This is a genomic window from Xanthomonas sp. WHRI 10204, assembly GCF_040202875.1.
Taxonomy (GTDB): Bacteria; Pseudomonadota; Gammaproteobacteria; order Xanthomonadales; family Xanthomonadaceae; genus Xanthomonas.
In genome coordinates this window covers 1077687-1094581 of the sequence record NZ_JBEGDW010000001.1, presented here as the reverse complement: position 1 = coordinate 1094581, position 16895 = coordinate 1077687, and the positions used below count along the sequence as shown (strand labels likewise).

At 63.8% G+C, this 16895-nt stretch carries 12 protein-coding genes and 1 other RNA gene; 4 read left to right on the top strand and 9 right to left on the bottom strand.

Features of this window, described 5'->3' with window-relative positions; genetic code table 11:
- Window positions 1-11: 11 nt before the first annotated feature.
- Window positions 12-851: a carboxylesterase family protein gene (locus tag ABQZ00_RS04675; protein ID WP_323537458.1), complete on the top strand. Its 840-nt coding sequence runs from the start codon at window positions 12-14 to the stop codon at window positions 849-851.
- A 165-nt stretch (window positions 852-1016) separates the two neighbouring features.
- Here the strand turns inward: ABQZ00_RS04675 and cydB are convergent, their stop codons facing one another.
- The 8 genes from cydB to ABQZ00_RS04635 all read right to left on the bottom strand — a co-directional run bounded on the left by cydB (window position 1017) and on the right by ABQZ00_RS04635 (window position 11574).
- Window positions 1017-2033, bottom strand: coding sequence for a cytochrome d ubiquinol oxidase subunit II (gene cydB / locus ABQZ00_RS04670; RefSeq protein WP_115513515.1), 1017 nt, complete (start codon window positions 2031-2033; stop codon window positions 1017-1019).
- Complete coding sequence (locus tag ABQZ00_RS04665; RefSeq protein ID WP_115513516.1) at window positions 2033-3430, bottom strand: cytochrome ubiquinol oxidase subunit I; 1398 nt, start codon at window positions 3428-3430, stop codon at window positions 2033-2035. The genes cydB and ABQZ00_RS04665 overlap by 1 nt, the downstream gene beginning before the upstream one ends.
- A gap of 275 nt (window positions 3431-3705) precedes the next feature.
- Window positions 3706-3781: non-coding RNA, sX9 sRNA (locus ABQZ00_RS04660), on the bottom strand.
- Window positions 3782-3931: 150 nt separating this feature from the next.
- Entirely contained in the window at window positions 3932-5161 is a 1230-nt protein-coding gene (locus ABQZ00_RS04655; RefSeq protein WP_323537459.1) for a membrane dipeptidase, read from the bottom strand.
- Window positions 5162-5573: 412 nt separating this feature from the next.
- On the bottom strand, window positions 5574-6953 hold the full coding sequence (locus ABQZ00_RS04650; protein WP_115513518.1) for an amino acid permease: 1380 nt from the start codon (window positions 6951-6953) through the stop codon (window positions 5574-5576).
- A gap of 536 nt (window positions 6954-7489) precedes the next feature.
- Window positions 7490-8551: a pectate lyase family protein gene (locus ABQZ00_RS04645; protein WP_115513519.1), complete on the bottom strand. Its 1062-nt coding sequence runs from the start codon at window positions 8549-8551 to the stop codon at window positions 7490-7492.
- Between the two features lie 911 nt (window positions 8552-9462).
- Window positions 9463-10404, bottom strand: coding sequence for a proline iminopeptidase-family hydrolase (locus ABQZ00_RS04640; protein ID WP_323537460.1), 942 nt, complete (start codon window positions 10402-10404; stop codon window positions 9463-9465).
- 405 nt (window positions 10405-10809) lie between these two features.
- Complete coding sequence (locus ABQZ00_RS04635) at window positions 10810-11574, bottom strand: helix-turn-helix transcriptional regulator (RefSeq protein WP_115528581.1); 765 nt, start codon at window positions 11572-11574, stop codon at window positions 10810-10812.
- Between the two features lie 189 nt (window positions 11575-11763).
- On the opposite strand from ABQZ00_RS04635, the gene ABQZ00_RS04630 reads away from it, so the two are divergent.
- Window positions 11764-13146: an APC family permease gene (locus tag ABQZ00_RS04630; RefSeq protein ID WP_323519747.1), complete on the top strand. Its 1383-nt coding sequence runs from the start codon at window positions 11764-11766 to the stop codon at window positions 13144-13146.
- A gap of 445 nt (window positions 13147-13591) precedes the next feature.
- A complete protein-coding gene (locus tag ABQZ00_RS04625) occupies window positions 13592-14989 on the top strand; it encodes a trypsin-like serine peptidase (protein ID WP_115513523.1) in 1398 nt (465 codons plus the stop codon).
- A 300-nt stretch (window positions 14990-15289) separates the two neighbouring features.
- Here the strand turns inward: ABQZ00_RS04625 and ABQZ00_RS04620 are convergent, their stop codons facing one another.
- Window positions 15290-15934, bottom strand: a complete 645-nt coding sequence (locus tag ABQZ00_RS04620) for a hypothetical protein (protein ID WP_323537461.1) — start codon at window positions 15932-15934, stop codon at window positions 15290-15292.
- Between the two features lie 487 nt (window positions 15935-16421).
- On the opposite strand from ABQZ00_RS04620, the gene ABQZ00_RS04615 reads away from it, so the two are divergent.
- Entirely contained in the window at window positions 16422-16829 is a 408-nt protein-coding gene (locus ABQZ00_RS04615) for a hypothetical protein (RefSeq protein ID WP_323537898.1), read from the top strand.
- The last annotated feature ends 66 nt before the right edge of the window (window positions 16830-16895 follow it).

Genomic DNA, 16895 nt, shown 5'->3' with positions numbered 1-16895 from the left:
AGCGCAGCTGCATGCGGCGATACTGCAGCTCTGTGATCGATGGGGAGTGCTGCGTGATCGTTCGTTGCGTCTTACTTACAATTCTTGCGCTGGTGCTCGCCGGTTGCTCCAGCATGGCTGAGCGCCAGCACGACGGGCGGCGCGGCCACTTCGTCGCCCGCACCCTGCAGCTGGAGGGCCGGCTATACCGCTATCAGGTGTTCGTGCCGGCCGCCAAGGCGCCGCAGCCACGGCCGATCGTGTTGTTTCTGCATGGCTCGGGCGAGCGCGGCGACAACGGTCGCGATCAGGCCGAAGTCGGCGTCGGGCCTTACCTGAGCGAACACACCGCCGAATTCCCTGCACTGGTGGTATTGCCGCAGGTGCCCGACGACGAGGAATGGCTGGGCATCAATGCGCGTATGGCGATCGCCGCGCTGGATGCGGCCAGCGCCGAATTCGCTGCCGACCCGCAACGCACCTACCTCACCGGCATCTCGATGGGCGGCTATGGAGCATGGGAAATCGGGCTGATGCAGCCGCAGCGATTCGCCGCGATCGTGCCGGTCTGCGGCGCACTCAAGGCGCCACGCGACGAGCGCCACACGCTATACGTCAGCCTGGTGGCCAAGGAAGCCGACCCTTACACGGCCGCGGTCACACAGCTCAAGCACGTGCCGATCTGGACATTCCACGGCGCCAAGGACACCTCCGTGCCACCGCACGACGACCGCGCGTTGTACCGCGCGGCAAAAGGCGTGGGCGCTAACCTGCGCTACAGCGAATATCCCGAAGGCAACCACAACGTCTGGGACGTGACCTACGCGGACCCGGCGATGTGGGAGTGGATGTTCAAGCAGCGCCTGCGTTGAGCGTGTTGCAGTTGGATGCAGAGGACGCGCGCTCAGGCGCGCGGGACTGCTGCAGTGAAGGCGAAGGCCGGCGGTGATTCTGCCGGCGCCTACCTTGCGCTACCGCGCGTTGTGCCTGCCAGTTGATTTCCACCCGAACAGCACGCGATGACCTGACCGCCGCCATCAATGGTGGTAACCAGTCTCCGCAGTGATCTTGCCGCGGAACACCCGGTACGACCACACCGTGTAGCCCAGGATCAGCGGCAGCAACATCACAAGACCCACTATCGCGAACAGTTGCGAAGACGGCGGCGCGGCGGCCTGCCAGATGGTGTAGACCGGCGGCACCAGATACGGCCACATGCCCAGCACCAGGCCCAGAAACCCGAGCACGAACAAGCCCATCGCCAGCAGGAACGGCGGTGTGTCCGGCCGCCCCGGTTCGGTCGCGCGCCACAGCGCATAGCCCACCACGGCAACCAGTACCGGCACCGGCATCAGCCACAGGTAATGCGCATCGTTGAACCAGCGATCCATCACATGCGATTGCAACGACGGCAGCCACGCGCTGACCAGGCCGATGAAGACCAGCACGCTGAGGGTCAATGGCCGGCTCAGCTGACGCGCCAGCGCTTGCACGTGGCCTTCGGTCTTGAGGATCAACCAGGTGCTGCCGAGCAGCGCATAACCGAATACCAATGCCGCGCCGGTCAACATCGCGAACGGGCTGAACCAGCCCCAGATCCCGCCGACATAGCGGTCGTTCTCGATCGGCAGGCCCTGCACCAGGGCGCCCAGGATCACGCCCTGCGCGAAGGTGGCCAGAATCGAGCCGGCGGCAAACGCATTGCTCCATAGCCGCCGCGAACGCTGTGCCTTGAACCGGAACTCGAACGCAACACCGCGGAACACCAACGCCATCACCATCAGCAACACCGGCAGATACAACGACGACAGAATCACTGCGTAGGCCTTCGGAAACGCCGCCAGCAGCCCTGCCCCGCCCAGCACCAGCCAGGTTTCGTTGCCGTCCCAGATCGGCGCGGCGGTGTTCATCATCAGGTCCAGCTGTGCTTCGTCCTTGCGAAACGGCGCCAGGATGCCGATGCCGAGCACGAAGCCGTCCAGCACCACGTACATCAGCACCCCGAAGCCGATCACCGCAAACCATGCCACCGGCAACACTGTTGTCATGTCCATCATGCGGCTCCGTCGATCGATGCATCGGCCGCCGACAACGGCCGTGCGGGGGTGTGTTCGCCATGGTCCAGATGCGGTGCATCGTGCGGGGTCGGCCCGGTCTTGCCGATCTTGACCAGGTACCAGATGCCCCAGCCGAACACGAAGGCATAGCCGGCCACGTACACCGCCAACGAGATGGCGGTCATCAGCGCCGACTGCGGTCCCACCGCATCGGCGGTGCGCAACAGCCCGTAGACCACATACGGCTGCCGACCCATTTCAGTCACAAACCAGCCGGAGATCAGCGCGATGAAGCCGCTCGGCAGCATCCAGCGCCAGGTCGCCAGCAACCAGCGCCACTGCACCAGCTTGCCGCGCCACAACGCGAATGCCGACACCCAGGCCACCAGCAACATCAACGAGCCGATCCCCACCATGATGCGGAAGGCGAAGAACACCGGCGTCACCGGCGGGCGGTCGTGCGCCGGCACCGAGGTCAGCGGCGCGATGTTGCCGTCCAGGCTGTGGGTCAGGATCAGGCTGCCCAGGCGCGGAATCGCCAGCTCGTAGTCGTTACGCTCGGCCTGCGCATTCGGCAGGGCGAACACCACCAGCGGGAATCCCTTGCCTGGTTCTTCGGCATGCCAGTGCGCTTCCATCGCCGCGATCTTCATCGGCTGATGCTTGAGCGTATTCAAGCCATGCATGTCGCCGACAAAGATCTGCAGCGGCACGGTGATGGACGCGAACACCACCGCCAGCTTGAGCATGCGCAGGCCGGCCTCGCGGTGCACGCCGCGATGCAGATACCACGCACCCACCGCGCCCACCACAAAACAGGTGGTGATGAACGAGCCCAGCGCCATGTGCGCAAGCCGATACGGAAACGAGGGATTGAAGATGATCTTCAACCAGTCCACTGGATGCACGATGCCGTCGATCACCTCGTAGCCGGCCGGCGTCTGCAACCAGCTGTTGGACGAGAGAATCCAGAATGTGGACAACAGCGTGCCCAGCGCCACCATGCAGGTGGCAAAGAAGTGCAGGCGCTCGGAAATGCGTCCCCACCCGAACATCATCACGCCCAGGAAACTGGCTTCGAGGAAGAACGCGGTGAGCACTTCGTAGCTCAGCAACGGCCCGATCACTCCGCCCGCAATGCGGCTCAGTTCCGGCCAGTTGGCACCGAACTGGAAGGCCATCACGATGCCGCTGACCACACCCATGCCGAACGACACGGCAAAGATTTTTTGCCAGAAGAAGTACAGCTCACGCCAGACCGGCAAACGGGTGCGCAACCAGCGCCATTCCAGAAACGCCAGCAGGCTGGAAAGCCCGATGGTGAAGGCGGGAAACAAGACGTGGAAGGCGATGACGAATCCGAACTGGATACGCGATAGCAGCAGAGCGTCCACGGAGAGTGCTCCAGGAAAAGGTGGGAAGCGTCGGCGCACACGCTGCAAATCGATCGCCGAGACACACTACGGTGGTCGATCGCGACGTCTACGCGACACCAACATGGTATGGACGGATGCGCCCGTTCCCGATGCGACATGGCGTCGCATCTGCGGCAGTGTGTCGCAGCTGCCAGGCAAAAACGGCGCACCGGTGCGCATGCGGCAAGGCCCTGATCAGTGCGACCCGCTCAGACGATGCGCGCACGTCGCATCGCTCGCCGTGCACTTACAGCGGCGAACAAAACGTAGCGAGCAGTCGTCAGGTGGGTGTGGACGGCGCGGAGGAACCGCAGTGTACGAGGGATACATGCCGCACCGAGCACCGGCCGCGCCCGCCTGGCGGTGAGCACAGGAGGTTTGTTAGCTGCTCTTAGTCGTCCGCCTCCCTGCCGGCACCGGCACCGCCGAGCCGCTTGACAGCGCATTGCCCCCCATGACGCCGCCGCATCACCCAGGCCGCTATGGCCGCACCTGCTCCCAGACGCGCACGAAATTGCCGCTATAGACATCGACGATGCGCTGGATGGGCCAGCCTGCATCGAGCATCGCCTGGGTGAGCCGGGGCAGATCCGCGCCGCTGCGCATGCCGATCGGCAGGCTGGAGATGCCGCCATCGAAATCGCTACCGAAACTCAGATGCTTCCACGGATCTTCGACGATTCCCATGCCGGCGATCAGCCGGGCAAAGGCTTCGTAGTAGCCAATGACGAAGGCCAGATCGGCATCCATATTCGGCGTGTCGTCGGCCAGATACGCATGTTGCAGAAAGTACGGCGCCAGAATGACGCTGATGCAGCCACCGGTTTGCACGATGGCGCGGATCGCCGCATCGTCGAAGCCGCGCTCGAGATGATGCGATGGCCGCGTTTCGGTGCCCCTGGTAATGCTGCGCGATGCGGCGTGCGAGGCCATGGCCGGCACGTTGCGCTGCACGCAGATCTCGCACGCGTCGATCACCCCCTGGCTCGAGGTATGCGAAAGATCCACCAGCAGTCCGACCGCGATGCAGCGCTCCACGACCTGCCGACCGAATTCCGACAGACCTGCCCCCTCGATCATGCGCCACGGATTGAGCGCGGCATAGCCGGCCTGCGAGATGTCGGTATGGCTGAAATGGTTGAGTGTCAGGTAGGCGGCCCCTTCCTTGGCAGCGGTGCCCAGACGCTCCAGCCGCAACGCCTGGCTGCGACTGCCGCGTGGACCGAGCATATGCGCCCCCTCCAACGACAGGATCGCGCAACACAGACCTTCGGCCCGAATCGCACGCAGCTCGGCGGCGCTGCGTGCCAACCGTAAGCGTCCCCGGCTCGCTTCCACCATCGCCTCGACATAGCGCCGATGATCCACCCAGTTTTTCCAGGGGTCGAAGAACGGCACGGCAACGAGGTTTTCCCAGAGCGCGTGGGCGCTGAAACAGGCACCGCCGTAACCGCCTGCAAGAAAATCGGGGCCACTCACATGGTGCATCAGCGGTTGATTGCGACCTCTCGGCGAGGTCTTGTTCATCAGCCAGAGGATCAACGAGCGTCGATGCGCCTTCCAGTCGCCTTTCCAGAAATCGTAACCGCCCACCCGCGACAGATACAGCGAATCCAGATGCGTGTCGACCGGATAGGCCAGCGCATGCACGGCCTCCAACGTCTGCGCAACAGTCGGGCCTGCAGACTCCTGGGATGACACGGCACTCATGGACGCTCCGGCAATGCCCCTGAAAAACGCACGACTCACAGCGCCCTATGAGCGTTGGATTATAAAAGATGGCATCCGGAAAACTCGCTGAAAGCGCTGGATTCGACCGCCTAAAAGCTAATGGAACCGTTCCGGCAAGTCCACGGGCGCAGCGCTTTTTTGAGAGCGCATCCACAAGGCGACGTGCGTGCTCATTGGCGGTGATGGGTAGCCGACCCTCTGACTGGCGTCATTCGACCGCAGGATGCGCGCGTGTCATGGCATTGCCGTCGGCAACCGCAAGTGCGTGCAGCGACGGGATCGAGCCGGCGGCATGACATTGCCGCCGATACCCGCCTGCAGGTCGCTGAACTGCAGGCGCCGACAGTTTGCCGATGCAAACCGATGCGTCGGCTCTACGCACCCGGCACGATTACGCCGCGGCGCGTACCCGGCGTGCCAGTTCGCTGATCAAGGCGATGCCGGCAGTGAGCCCCACCATCGACAGGAATTGCGCGCGGGTGTCGGCCGAGGACGCCAGCAGCACGAAGATCACCGCCAGGATCGCCAACGCCAGCAGCGTCAACACCGGATATCCGCGCATGCGGAACGGCAAGGCGATACCGGCACGGTCGGCACGCGCACGCAGGATCAACTGCGACAGCAGCGAGATGGTCCACACCAGCAGGCAGGTGGCACCCACGATATTGAGCAGCATCGGCAGCACCTTGCCCGGATACAGCAATTCCAGCACGGCGGCGGCAAAACCGAACAGCACGCTGGCGATCACCGCCACCAACGGCACTTGCTGGCGGCTGGTGTTGCTCAGCCAACGCGGCGCCTCACCGCGCTGGGCCAGCGAGAAGATCATGCGCGAGGCGCCGTAGAGATTGGCGTTGAGCGCCGACAACAGCGCCACCACCGCCACCAGTGTGATGCCGGTGGCCGCGCCGGGAATCCGCGCCACTTCCAGCACGGCGGCGAACGGCGAACTCAGTGCGGCGCTGGTCCACGGCACCACTGCCACGATGACGCTGATCGAACCGATGTAGAACACCAGGATGCGCCAGGCCACGGTGCGGATGGTGCGCGCCAGGCTGCGCCCCGGGTCGGCGGTTTCGGCGGCCGCCACGGCCACGATCTCGGTGCCGCCGAAGGCGAACACCACCACCAGCAACGCGGTACCCACGCCGGCCAGGCCCTTGGGCGCGAAGCCGCCGTGCTGGGTGAAATTGGACAGCCCCGGCGACGCCACACCCGGCAGCAGGCCGGCCAGCAATGCGCAGCCGAGTAACAGGAAGATCACGATGGCGACCACCTTGAGGATGGCGAACCAGAATTCGAACTCGCCGAAATTGCGCACGCCCAGCAAGTTGATCACGGTGAAGGTGGCCATGAAGATCGACGCCAGCAGCGGCACCGGCAATGCCGGCCACACCGTGGCCAACAGGCTCGCCGCGCCCACCGCCTCGGCGGCGATCACCACCACGATCTGCAGCCACCATAGCCAGCCCACGGTTGCGCCGGCAGTCGCCCCCATCGCATCGGCCGCGTACACCGAGAAGGCGCCGCTGGCCGGCTTGGCCGCGGCCATCTCGCCGAGTGCGTTCATCACGATGATCACCAGCGCGCCGGCAATCAGATAGGACACCAGCACGGCCGGACCGGCCGCATGGATGCCCACGCCTGAGCCCAGGAACAACCCGGCGCCGATCGCCGTGCCCAGGCCCATCATCATCAATTGCCGCGGTTTCAAGGCATGGCGCAACGCAGGCGCGGCGGTCTCAGCAACAGGATCGGTCGGAAGCGACATGGACGGAATCGCGAAGGTGGTAACGCGACACGATACCGCGTCGTGGCGCCGGCCGCGCCTCTTGACGAAGACGTCCAGGCCAGGCTCAAGTTGCGGCCGCGCCGCCGACAGCGTGCGCTCGCTCCGAAGCGATTGCCCAAGGCCATGCCGTTGCGCGACGCGCTCGCGCGTCATGCTGCAGTGCACACTGGCCGCAGGAGCAACGCCGACGGCGGCATTGGCATTGCCAAGGCGAGGCGACGCGCGGATCGGTCTGAAGACAGGCTGCAACGTGGCGACGTTGCCAAGCGTGCGCGCTGATCGAAGGCGGCCTGGCCACACCGTGATCTCGTATTGCGATAACGCGTCTGCGGCACCGTCCACACCAACTGCGTGGCGATGCGCGGCCGTCATCGCCCTTCCCTCCTACCAACGGCATGTCGCTGCGGCGCGCGGCCACCTCAGACACATGCAACTGGCGTGGCCGGCAACATCGCGACACATAAAAAAATCCCCGGCATTGCCGGGGATCTGTGGGTGCAACGCTGCGCCGACGCTTACTCGGCCAGATTCTTGCCTGCACCTGCGGTGGCGATCACCTTGGCCTTAACCTGCGCGGCCGGCGTGACGGTGTAGATGTAGCCCAGCGATTCCGGGAACACCTTGGAGCTGACCCAGTTGGTGGCATTGGCGTAAGGCTTGCTGCCATCCGGCGTGCCCCAGGTGATGCCGCTGCCGACGTAGTTATTGATCAGGTCCCAATAGCCGATCTCGCTGCTGTCGCGCGAGGTCACCGGGTTCTTGATGTTCTCGAAGTAGTTGGACTCGATCTTGGCGACGCCGCCCATGCGCACGTTGATGCCCGAGGTGGTGACGTTGTTGAAGTAGTTGTTGTAGATATGGCTCAACCCGCGACGCTGCAGCGGCACGCGCGACTCAACGTTCTCGAAGCGGTTGTGGTGATAGGTGGTGCGGGCGGCCGAATTCTTGGTGTCGCTGTCGCTGTAGCCGTTGAGCGCGACCTTTTGATAGTTGTAGACGTAGTTGTAGGACACGGTGACGTGGTGCACGCCCTTCTTCATGTCGATGCCGCCATCGAACGAGGCATCGCCGGCGCCGGAGCACTTGGTCAACGAGGCGAACACGGTGTTGTGGTCGACCCAGATCTTGGAAGGTTCGCCAGTGGAATTGCCTTCGAGGGAAATCGAATCGGCATCTTCGCCGCCTTGCAGCAGGCCGATGGTCATGTTCTGGATGATCACGTTATGCGCGTTGCCGACCACGCGCACGCCGAAGTTGGCCGCCGAGCCGTTGGCACCCTTGATGGTGACATCGCTCTTGTTCTTGATCTGCACGGTCTTGGCCGGCAGCTTCCACTGCGCGCACACATCCTTGATGGTGCCGAAGTCGAACTTGCCGGTGTAGTTGAGCACCAGACCACCACTGCCGGAATAACCGTCGATGGCCGCCTGCATCGCTTCGAAGGTGGCCACGTTGACCGGTGTCTTGTTGCCGCCGCCAGTGGTGGCAGCGCCGTAGCCAACCGGGCCGGCAATGGCGCTTGCGGCACACGTGGACAGTGCAAGCGCGAGTGCGCCCTGGAGCATCTTGCTAATCATGCAGCCTCTCCCAAAGAAGTCGATAGGCGATGCGCGACGTCTGCGCGATGGCAACGACGTCGGCAAAGCAGTGCGTGGGGGCCGCATTCTTCGCGCGATTTAGAACATAAAACAATTATCCATCTTTGAAACTTTGACGCACCACGGTGTTCTCTTTGCAGGACATGCAAAAGAGACAGCAAGAGACACGCAGGACAGGACACTGCTGTGCATGCAACGCCACGCGCGATTGGCGGCTAGATGCAGGTATTTGCGATGCGTACGATGCGCGCGGACGCAGCTACATCGGCGCTGATTACTGCACGGTTGCGCTGAGACAGCGCGTCGCTTCGATCGGTTGTTGCAATGCAGCGCCACGCAACGCAGCACAACCTGCACATCGACGATGTGCGTGCGTCATAGACCATCAAGCGTATGCAACACCGCTGCCTCGCCTCCGCGTTGCAGCGATGACATGGCGCACCAGTCCCGAAGGCACGGCACGCTGCGGCGAGTGCTGATGACATGCCGGCGCAAGCCGCGCAGTGTCAGATCAGCCGATGCTGCTGGCGCTGACAGGCTGATGCAGCCACCGGGTTAAATGCAGTACGCGCGACCGACAGCGCGTGGATTGCGAGCGCTATGACGCCACAGTGGGCGCAGAAACCCGCTTGCCGCGCAATTGTGCGGCAGGCAACGCAGTGAACGATCAGGGTGACCGCATATCACCGACGCACGCAGTCGATGTCTCGTCGAGCGCTGGCGCAATGTTTTCACCCACAGGCCGCATGACTGATGCAGGGCACCACTGCGACACGCTCGCGCGACAATGCTCGGCTTTGCACGATAGTCGACGCGCGACAGCGCGACAGCGCCAGTGCTACGCCGCGACGCAGCAGGCAGACAAGCTGTCCACCTGGAGCACCGCGCCTTTACACAGCGCGAGCGATCGATCCCGATACATGCGCAAGCTCGCCGCCCGGCCACGGTGTGTGGTCATCGAGAAAGTCGCCGACCAGACGCATGCAGGCAGCGCGTTCTTCCACGTGCGGCATGTGACTGGAGTTGGCGAACACATGCCAACGTGCATCCGGAATCAGACGTGCGTACGGCTCGACGGTTTCCGGCGTGGCCTCGTCGTACTTGCCGGACAGTACCAGCGTGGGCGCCATGATGCGGTGCAGGCGCTCGATGATGCTCCAGTTGCGCAGACTGCCCACCACGTGGAATTCGGTTGGGCCATTCATGGCGTGATACACGGTCGGGTCGGCATCGATGGCGGCGAAAGTGCGTGCCACCTCGTCCGGCCACGGCACCAGGCGGCACACATGCTGCGCGTAGAACACCTGGCTGGCCGCCCGATATTCCGGGTGATCCAGCGTGCCGGCAGCTTCGTGTTGGTCCAACGCGGCCTGTACCTGCTCGGGCAGGCCAGCGCGCAGACGCAGCGCTGCCGCGCGCCACAAGCCCATCGACGCCGGCGAATTGGCGATCACCAACGCACGCAACCCGCTGGGCCGGCGCACCGCGTGTTCGGCGGCCAACATCCCACCCCACGACTGCCCCAGCAGGGCGTATTGCGAGAGGCCCAAGTGGTCGATCAGCGTCTGCAACTCGTCCAGAAACAGGCCGACCGTCCAGAACGCGGAATCCGCGTTGGGCAAATGGGTGGAGCGGCCATTACCGAGCTGGTCGTAATGAATCACCGCACGGCCGTTGCCGGCCAGGTCCTTGAAGCTGTCGACATAGTCGTGCGTGCAACCGGGCCCACCATGCACCACCACCAGCGGGCAGGCATCGCTGCGCAGGTCGCCGCTGATGCGGTACCAGGTGCGATAGCCGCGGAATTGGACATACCCCTCGGTGGACTGCATGACCTGCGCCTGCTCGGCTAATGATGAGCGCCGAGCCTAGCGGGCAGCTGCGTCTGGGTTAACTGGCAAATCTCACAGGTTTGCAGCGGTTTCGAGGCCATCGTGTTGATGGCTTGCGCGTTAGACAGGCTGTGGACCAACGCCTAAAAGTACAGACGATTGTGCAGACCAATCGCAAATTCGATGTTCAAGGTCGACGACTATCGACCACACCACTGCAACTGCTGCGATGCGCAGCGTAACCAGGTCTTCAGCATCACGCACTGCAGCGCAGGCGCGCGCCCTGCTATCACGTCAGGCGCCGTACCCAGCCTGCGCAAAGCGGCGCTGGCGATTGGAAGCGTCGATCGCCGCACATCGATGCGTGGCGTGCAATCAATGCCACAAGCAGCCACCGCAACGTACTTAAGGCTCCAGCAATCGGTAGTGCATGCCACGTACCACCGCCTCGACACGATTGCGTGCGCCCAGTTTGCGCGCGGCCGAATTCAGATGCAGATTGACCGTGGCGGTGGAACGATTGAGCGCGGCGGCGATGCTCTTGGCGGTCAGCCCCTTGGCCGAATACTGCAGGCATTCGCGCTCGCGCCGGGTCAGCGCGATGTGGTGGCAACGACGCTCCTGCGGGTCCAACAGCTCCTGCGCACGCGCCTGAAACGCATGCGCAAGCAGCAAGAACGGAGCAAGCTGCGCTTCGGCCAGGCGCGGCGCTTCGGCGGCACTCGCGTCGACCGCGCCACTGAACGTGGCAAACGCGCCGCCGGGCAGATGCAGCGGCACGGTGACACCGGTAGCCATGCCGCTGTCGCACAGATAGCGCGTCACCTGGCGGTGCTGCGCGCCGACGTATTCCACTCCGGGCCGGTCGCCATCGGTGCGGTACGACCACACGAAGGGCGTGGTGCGTCGCGTAGCACGCTGCTGAACGGGGTCATGTTGGTAGTAACCGTGCTCGCACCAGACATGCTGCATATCGCCTGGCGCATTGCGCTGCATGAACACGGTCGGGGTGATCAGCGCACCTTCCATACTCAGCGGCACCGGCGCGTAGTCGTATACCAGCGACTGAAAGCCCAACGCGCACACGTCGCCAAATACCCGATCCAGACAGGCATTGAGCGTACGCAGTGCCTGCAGATCGCGGCCCAGGCTGGCCAGAGTGTCGAACATGGGGGTCCTTCGGAGCCGTTGACGCCATTGCTGGATGACATCCAGCACGGAAAACCTAGCACTTTTACCAATGGATGGGCTTGCCGGCCACATTATCGTCACAATGCCGGTCACACAGCTGCAGTGCAGCATCGACGCCCCGGACCGCGCGCCTGCGCTGAACCTGCCTTCCTTACAGCGGATATCTGCATGACCGATACACCACGCCGCGACGATGCGGCAGAGCTGGAACGTTTTGGCTACACGCAGGAGCTCAAGCGCCAGCTCACGCTGAAGGATCTGCTGATCTACGGCCTGGTATTCATGGTGCCGACCGCGCCGTTCTCGATCTTCGGCGGGGTGTTCGACATCAGTGCGGGGATGGTGCCGCTGGTATATCTGGTCGGCTTCGTGGCGATGCTGTTCACCGCCTTGAGCTATCAGCAGATGTCGCAGGCATTTCCGGTGGCCGGCTCGGTGTACGCGTATGTTGGCCGGGGATTGAGCAGCGGTATGGGCTTCCTCGCTGGTTGGGCGATCCTGCTCGACTATCTGCTGGTGCCCACCCTGCTCTACGTCGTTGGTGCCAATGCCATGCATAACGTGTTGCCGGGGGTACCGCAGCCGGCATGGATCGCGTTCTTCGTGGTGCTCAATACCGTGGTCAATCTGCGCGGCATCGAAACGACGGCGCGGGCGAATCGATTTTTTCTGTTCGCGCAGTTGGTGGTGCTGGCGGTGTTCGTGGTGCTAGCGACGCTGGCGATCCAGCGCGGCGTCAACGGCGCGCAGTGGACGCTGCGCCCGTTCTACAACCCGCAGGCGTTTTCGCCGCAGCTGATCTTCAGCGCGCTGTCGGTGGCGGTGGTGTCGTTTCTGGGTTTCGATGCGATCTCCACGTTGTCGGAAGAAACGCGTGGCGGCAACCGCGTGGTGGGCCGCGCCACCTTGCTGGCCTTGGTGCTGGTGGCGGGCCTGTTTGTACTGCAGACCTGGCTGGCTGCGTTGCTGCAACCGACGCTGCAGCGTTACCCAAGCGCGCAGGCCTCCAACGATGCGTTCTTCGACATCGGCCGGCTGATTGCCGGGCCGTGGTTGCAGATCGTCATTGCGTTGACGGTGGCAATCAGTGCGGCAATCGCCAATTCGCTGGTGGCGCAAGCAGCAACTTCGCGTCTGTTGTTCGCCATGGCACGCGACCGCCAGTTGCCGGCGTTCCTGCGGTACATCCATCCACGCACCGGCGTGCCGCAGCGCGCCATCCTGCTGGTGGCGGCGTTGAGCATGGTGCTGGGCGAAGTGTTCGTCGGCCAGATCGCGCTACTGTCGTCGCTGTGCAACGTCGGTGCGCTGACCGCATTCGTACTGCTGCATCTCGCCGTGCTCTGGCACTTTCGCAACCAGGGCCGGATCGTGTTGCATGGCGTGGTGCCGCTGATCGGCATCGTGATCCTGGCCTATGTGTTGATCAACGCCGACCGCCATGCGCAGCTCGGCGGCAGCGCATGGATGGTGGTGGGGTTGTGCGTGTTGGCGTTCTTGAAAGTCAGTGGTCGCTCGACCGAGTTCCGCGCCAGCGACGCAGTGCAATAGCGCTTCGCGCGCGGCGTTGAGCGTATGCAGTGTCTATATGCCACTGTGCACTGCGTGCACGCTGCAGTGCGCGCGTCTGCTGTGGAAATCAACGCCCGCTCGAATGCGGCATGTCGCGATGCATTAGCCGCGCGCGCATCTTTCGTCGACCCGCGGAGTCGCGCAGCCAGCCTCCCTAACGTGCTGTTCCAACAGTGCTGTGCACGCACGCGTGCACGTGCACTAAGTACACGCACGCGCGACGCTCCTATGTCCATCGCGCATGCGACGCAACGCATCGATGTGTACAAAAGCGATTGTATTTTTCTTGATCGCCCGTCTCTGAACGAGATTTTCAGCACATATTCAGCTCTAAACATTCGCTAGTCTCGTTCGGCGCCAACGATGGCGCCGAAGGGTGTAGCCCCCGCCGCACCCTGCCGATCCCTGACGAGAAGGACTACCCATGAATCGCAAGAATGCGTTGTACCTCGCGCTGCTCTCTGCTGTGTCCGGCGTTGCGCTGGCTGCGCCGCCCACCGAGATGGATGCCGCACCGGTGAGTAGCGCGCCGCAGGCGACCAAGCTCGGCGCGGCGACGTTGCAGTCGGCCAGCCTGCGCGGCGGCATCATGCCCACGCGCGTGGCGCAACTGGCTGCACCGAGCAGCAAGGAACTTGGCGCCGTGCGTGAGCGCCGTATTGCGCAGGTCAAGCATGGGCAGCCGCTGCAGATCGGCTTTACGCGCGCGGTGGCGCAGCCGTTGGTCAACCTGGCCAAGCTCGATTGGCAGATGGCCGGCGACGGTTCGCGCGTTGCGACCTTGAAGCTGGGCTCCGCGCAGGCGGCATCATTGCGTGCGGCGTTGCTGCTGCGTGGTGCCGGCGCAAAACCGGGCGACCCGTCCAAGGTGACACTGCGCTTTGCAGGCGACGACGGCCGTGTGTTCGAACAATCCGGTGCCAGCTTCGTCGGCACCGGCGATGCCATCGGCTGGTCGCCGACGGTGAGCGGCGAAAACCTGCTGGTCGAGCTGTCGCTGCCGGCAGGCCTGTACCCGGAGAACTTCAGCCTCAGCATTCCGCAGCTGTCGCATCTGGATATCAGCCCCACCGCCAGCCCGCGCGACATGATGACCATTGCCATCGGCGAGAGCGATTCCTGCCAGAACGACATCGTGTGCCGCGCCAATCCCACCGCCGGCTTTACCAGCGCCGCGAAGGCGGTGGCGCGCATGTTGTACACCACCAGCCAGGGCTCGTTCCTGTGCACTGGCACCCTGCTCAACAACACCAACACGCCCAAGCGCAATCTGTTCTGGACTGCGGCGCACTGCATCAGCACGCAGACGGTGGCCAACAGCCTGCAGACGTACTGGTTCTACGATGCGGCCAGCTGCAATGGCAACACCGCCAGTTCGCAGGCGACCACGCTCACCGGCGGCGCGTTCCTGCGCCATGCCAATACCACGCGCGACACCGCGCTGCTGGAACTGAAGACCGCACCGCCGAGCGGCGCGTTTTATGCCGCATGGAACAGCGCGGCGATCGGTGCCACCAGTACTTCGATCGTGGGTATCCATCACCCCGCGGGTGACGTCAAAAAGTACTCGCTGGGCACGGTCAATGGGCTCAACACCTCCATCGACGGCAAGACGCCGCTGTACCGCGTGGTGTGGAACGACGGCGTGACCGAAGGCGGCTCGTCCGGCTCGGGGCTGTTCACCATTGCCAGTGGCGGTGCGTATCAGCTGCGCGGCGGCCTGTATGGCGGCTATTCGTACTGCACCGCGCAGACCGATCCGGATTACTACTCGCGCTTCTCCGACGTGTATTCGTCGATCTCCACGTTCTTCGGGCAGTAATCGTCAAAGCGTTGTAGTGCAATGCGTGGCAGGCGGTAGATCGCCTGTCACGCGTTTGCATGCCACGTACTGGGCCGTGCCGATCTAGAGCTACTTACAAAACTACTGCGCAACCGTCAGGCAGGCGTGGAAGTTGCCCAACATTCTCATGGACCACTACTCCTAGACTCCGTTCCCTGTGCGTCGTCCACATGCGCCGGACGACTGCTCGCCACGTGTTGTGAGCCACTCTTAGAAGCACAGCGGTGCTCCGCACAGCGATCTGCATGATCGATGTGTCCAGCGTCTTGCCTGGCGCAGTTACGGCAACGCGGTGATGCGCTCCCGCGATGGGTCGTTCCACAACTGTCTCTTGCTGGCATCGTTCAACAGCGTGGTCGCGGTGCTGTTGCCGGTGCGATGCGTGTACAGAATCCAGTTCGGCAGGCCCGGGAACGCGCGGTTCGCTTCGATCGCGCGAGCGCCCTGAAAACGCATCAACCCGTACACCCAGAACGTATGCCAGCGATGGTCGCGGGTCGCAGCCGGGTTGGCGGTGATCACCGACAGCTGCAGCAACGCGCAACCGCGACGGCGTGGCACGCGCCGGTAATCGTCGGTGGTGGGTTCATGCGTTGGCACACGTAGCGCGCGGTAGCGATCGCCCTGCGACAACACCACGGTGCGCCACGCATTGCCGCCGGCCAGACCAACGCCGCCACTGCCCAGGGTCACCACATAATCCGGACGACGGTCGCCATTGAGATCCACGCGCTCCACGTCATGAAAACCAAGCAGCCCACCACCCAATTCGACCGGTGTCAGCAGCACGCGTCCGGCTGCGTCGCGTACCTGCAACATCGGCGCTGCGCCGCGGTTGTCCATGGCGAGCACAGTGTTTGCATCGCGAAAATGGGTCACGCCCTCCCACTGCACGCTGCCTTCTACTGCGGGTAGTGAGTCCACTTTGCACTCGGAGCCAACGGGCGGCCGCGACCAGGGCGGATACTGCGGATGCCAAGCCTGCGCCTGCGACGACATCAGCAAGGTCAGCACTGCGAGCTGGCATGCGTAGCGACGGCGCTCGCGCCGTCTCGTGGTGTTGCGCACATCCATGGCTGCGACGCTCTTGGTTCGATGGTGCCGCACTATGCGGACTCGCCTGCATGGCGGCAAGCGTGTGCGGCGCTGCCAAGGCAGTGCGGGTGCCAGGCAGGATGACGGCGCGTCGCAGGACGTTGGGCCGACCTGCTTTGGAAACCGACTGGCCTCGCGGAGACGCCACCAAGCGCAATCCCCGACAATCCATGTGGTGGCATGCTGTAGTGCCTGCGCAGCCATCGCTGCGGCCATGCGACCCACGCTCCTGCCACGCCAAGCGCGCCGCATGTTCAAGCGAGCAAAGCGCATGGCAATCCTGCAGACTGCCAACACTTCCATCGCCAGGATCGGCATGCCGTTTTCCCATCGCTATCGCCATGCCGTCACCGCCGCGCTGCTTGCCGCAGTGTCCGCCGTCTCCACTGCCGCGATGGCCGCGACGCCGGCCGCCGCGGAAGACGTCAAGGCCTATGCGTTGCAGCTATGCCTGCAGCAGAACTACGAACGTAGCGGCAGGCTGGAACCCGACCAACTGCGCGACCGCTCGTATCTGCTCACCACCTACGCGCTGGACAATGCCAGGCCTGGCGCCACCGGGCGGTTGCAGACCTTTGTCGCACAACAGACGGCGGACTATCACCGCGGCGAGGTGCCGATGAAGGACGAAGCACGCCGCGGGCCGTTCACCACCATCTTTGCGCAATGCATGGCGTTCTATCGCTCGCCCGCGCTGCGCGAATTTGTGGCGAAACAACGCTGAGTCGTGCCGGCGCGGCGTGTTTCGATCGCTGCCGAAATCCTGTCCCCCCGATGATCCCGGAACCGC

Bases quoted from the DNA above. Each gene is read 5' to 3' on its own strand.
- ABQZ00_RS04615 (WP_323537898.1), top strand. From the start codon at position 16,422: ATGCCGTTTTCCCATCGCTATCGCCATGCCGTCACCGCCGCGCTGCTT.
- ABQZ00_RS04635 (WP_115528581.1), bottom strand. From the start codon at position 11,574: ATGTTCGACACTCTGGCCAGCCTGGGCCGCGATCTGCAGGCACTGCGT.
- ABQZ00_RS04640 (WP_323537460.1), bottom strand. From the start codon at position 10,404: ATGCAGTCCACCGAGGGGTATGTCCAATTCCGCGGCTATCGCACCTGG.
- cydB (WP_115513515.1), bottom strand. From the start codon at position 2,033: ATGGACATGACAACAGTGTTGCCGGTGGCATGGTTTGCGGTGATCGGC.
- ABQZ00_RS04625 (WP_115513523.1), top strand. From the start codon at position 13,592: ATGAATCGCAAGAATGCGTTGTACCTCGCGCTGCTCTCTGCTGTGTCC.
- ABQZ00_RS04630 (WP_323519747.1), top strand. From the start codon at position 11,764: ATGACCGATACACCACGCCGCGACGATGCGGCAGAGCTGGAACGTTTT.
- ABQZ00_RS04655 (WP_323537459.1), bottom strand. From the start codon at position 5,161: ATGAGTGCCGTGTCATCCCAGGAGTCTGCAGGCCCGACTGTTGCGCAG.
- ABQZ00_RS04675 (WP_323537458.1), top strand. From the start codon at position 12: ATGCGGCGATACTGCAGCTCTGTGATCGATGGGGAGTGCTGCGTGATC.
- ABQZ00_RS04645 (WP_115513519.1), bottom strand. From the start codon at position 8,551: ATGATTAGCAAGATGCTCCAGGGCGCACTCGCGCTTGCACTGTCCACG.
- ABQZ00_RS04650 (WP_115513518.1), bottom strand. From the start codon at position 6,953: ATGTCGCTTCCGACCGATCCTGTTGCTGAGACCGCCGCGCCTGCGTTG.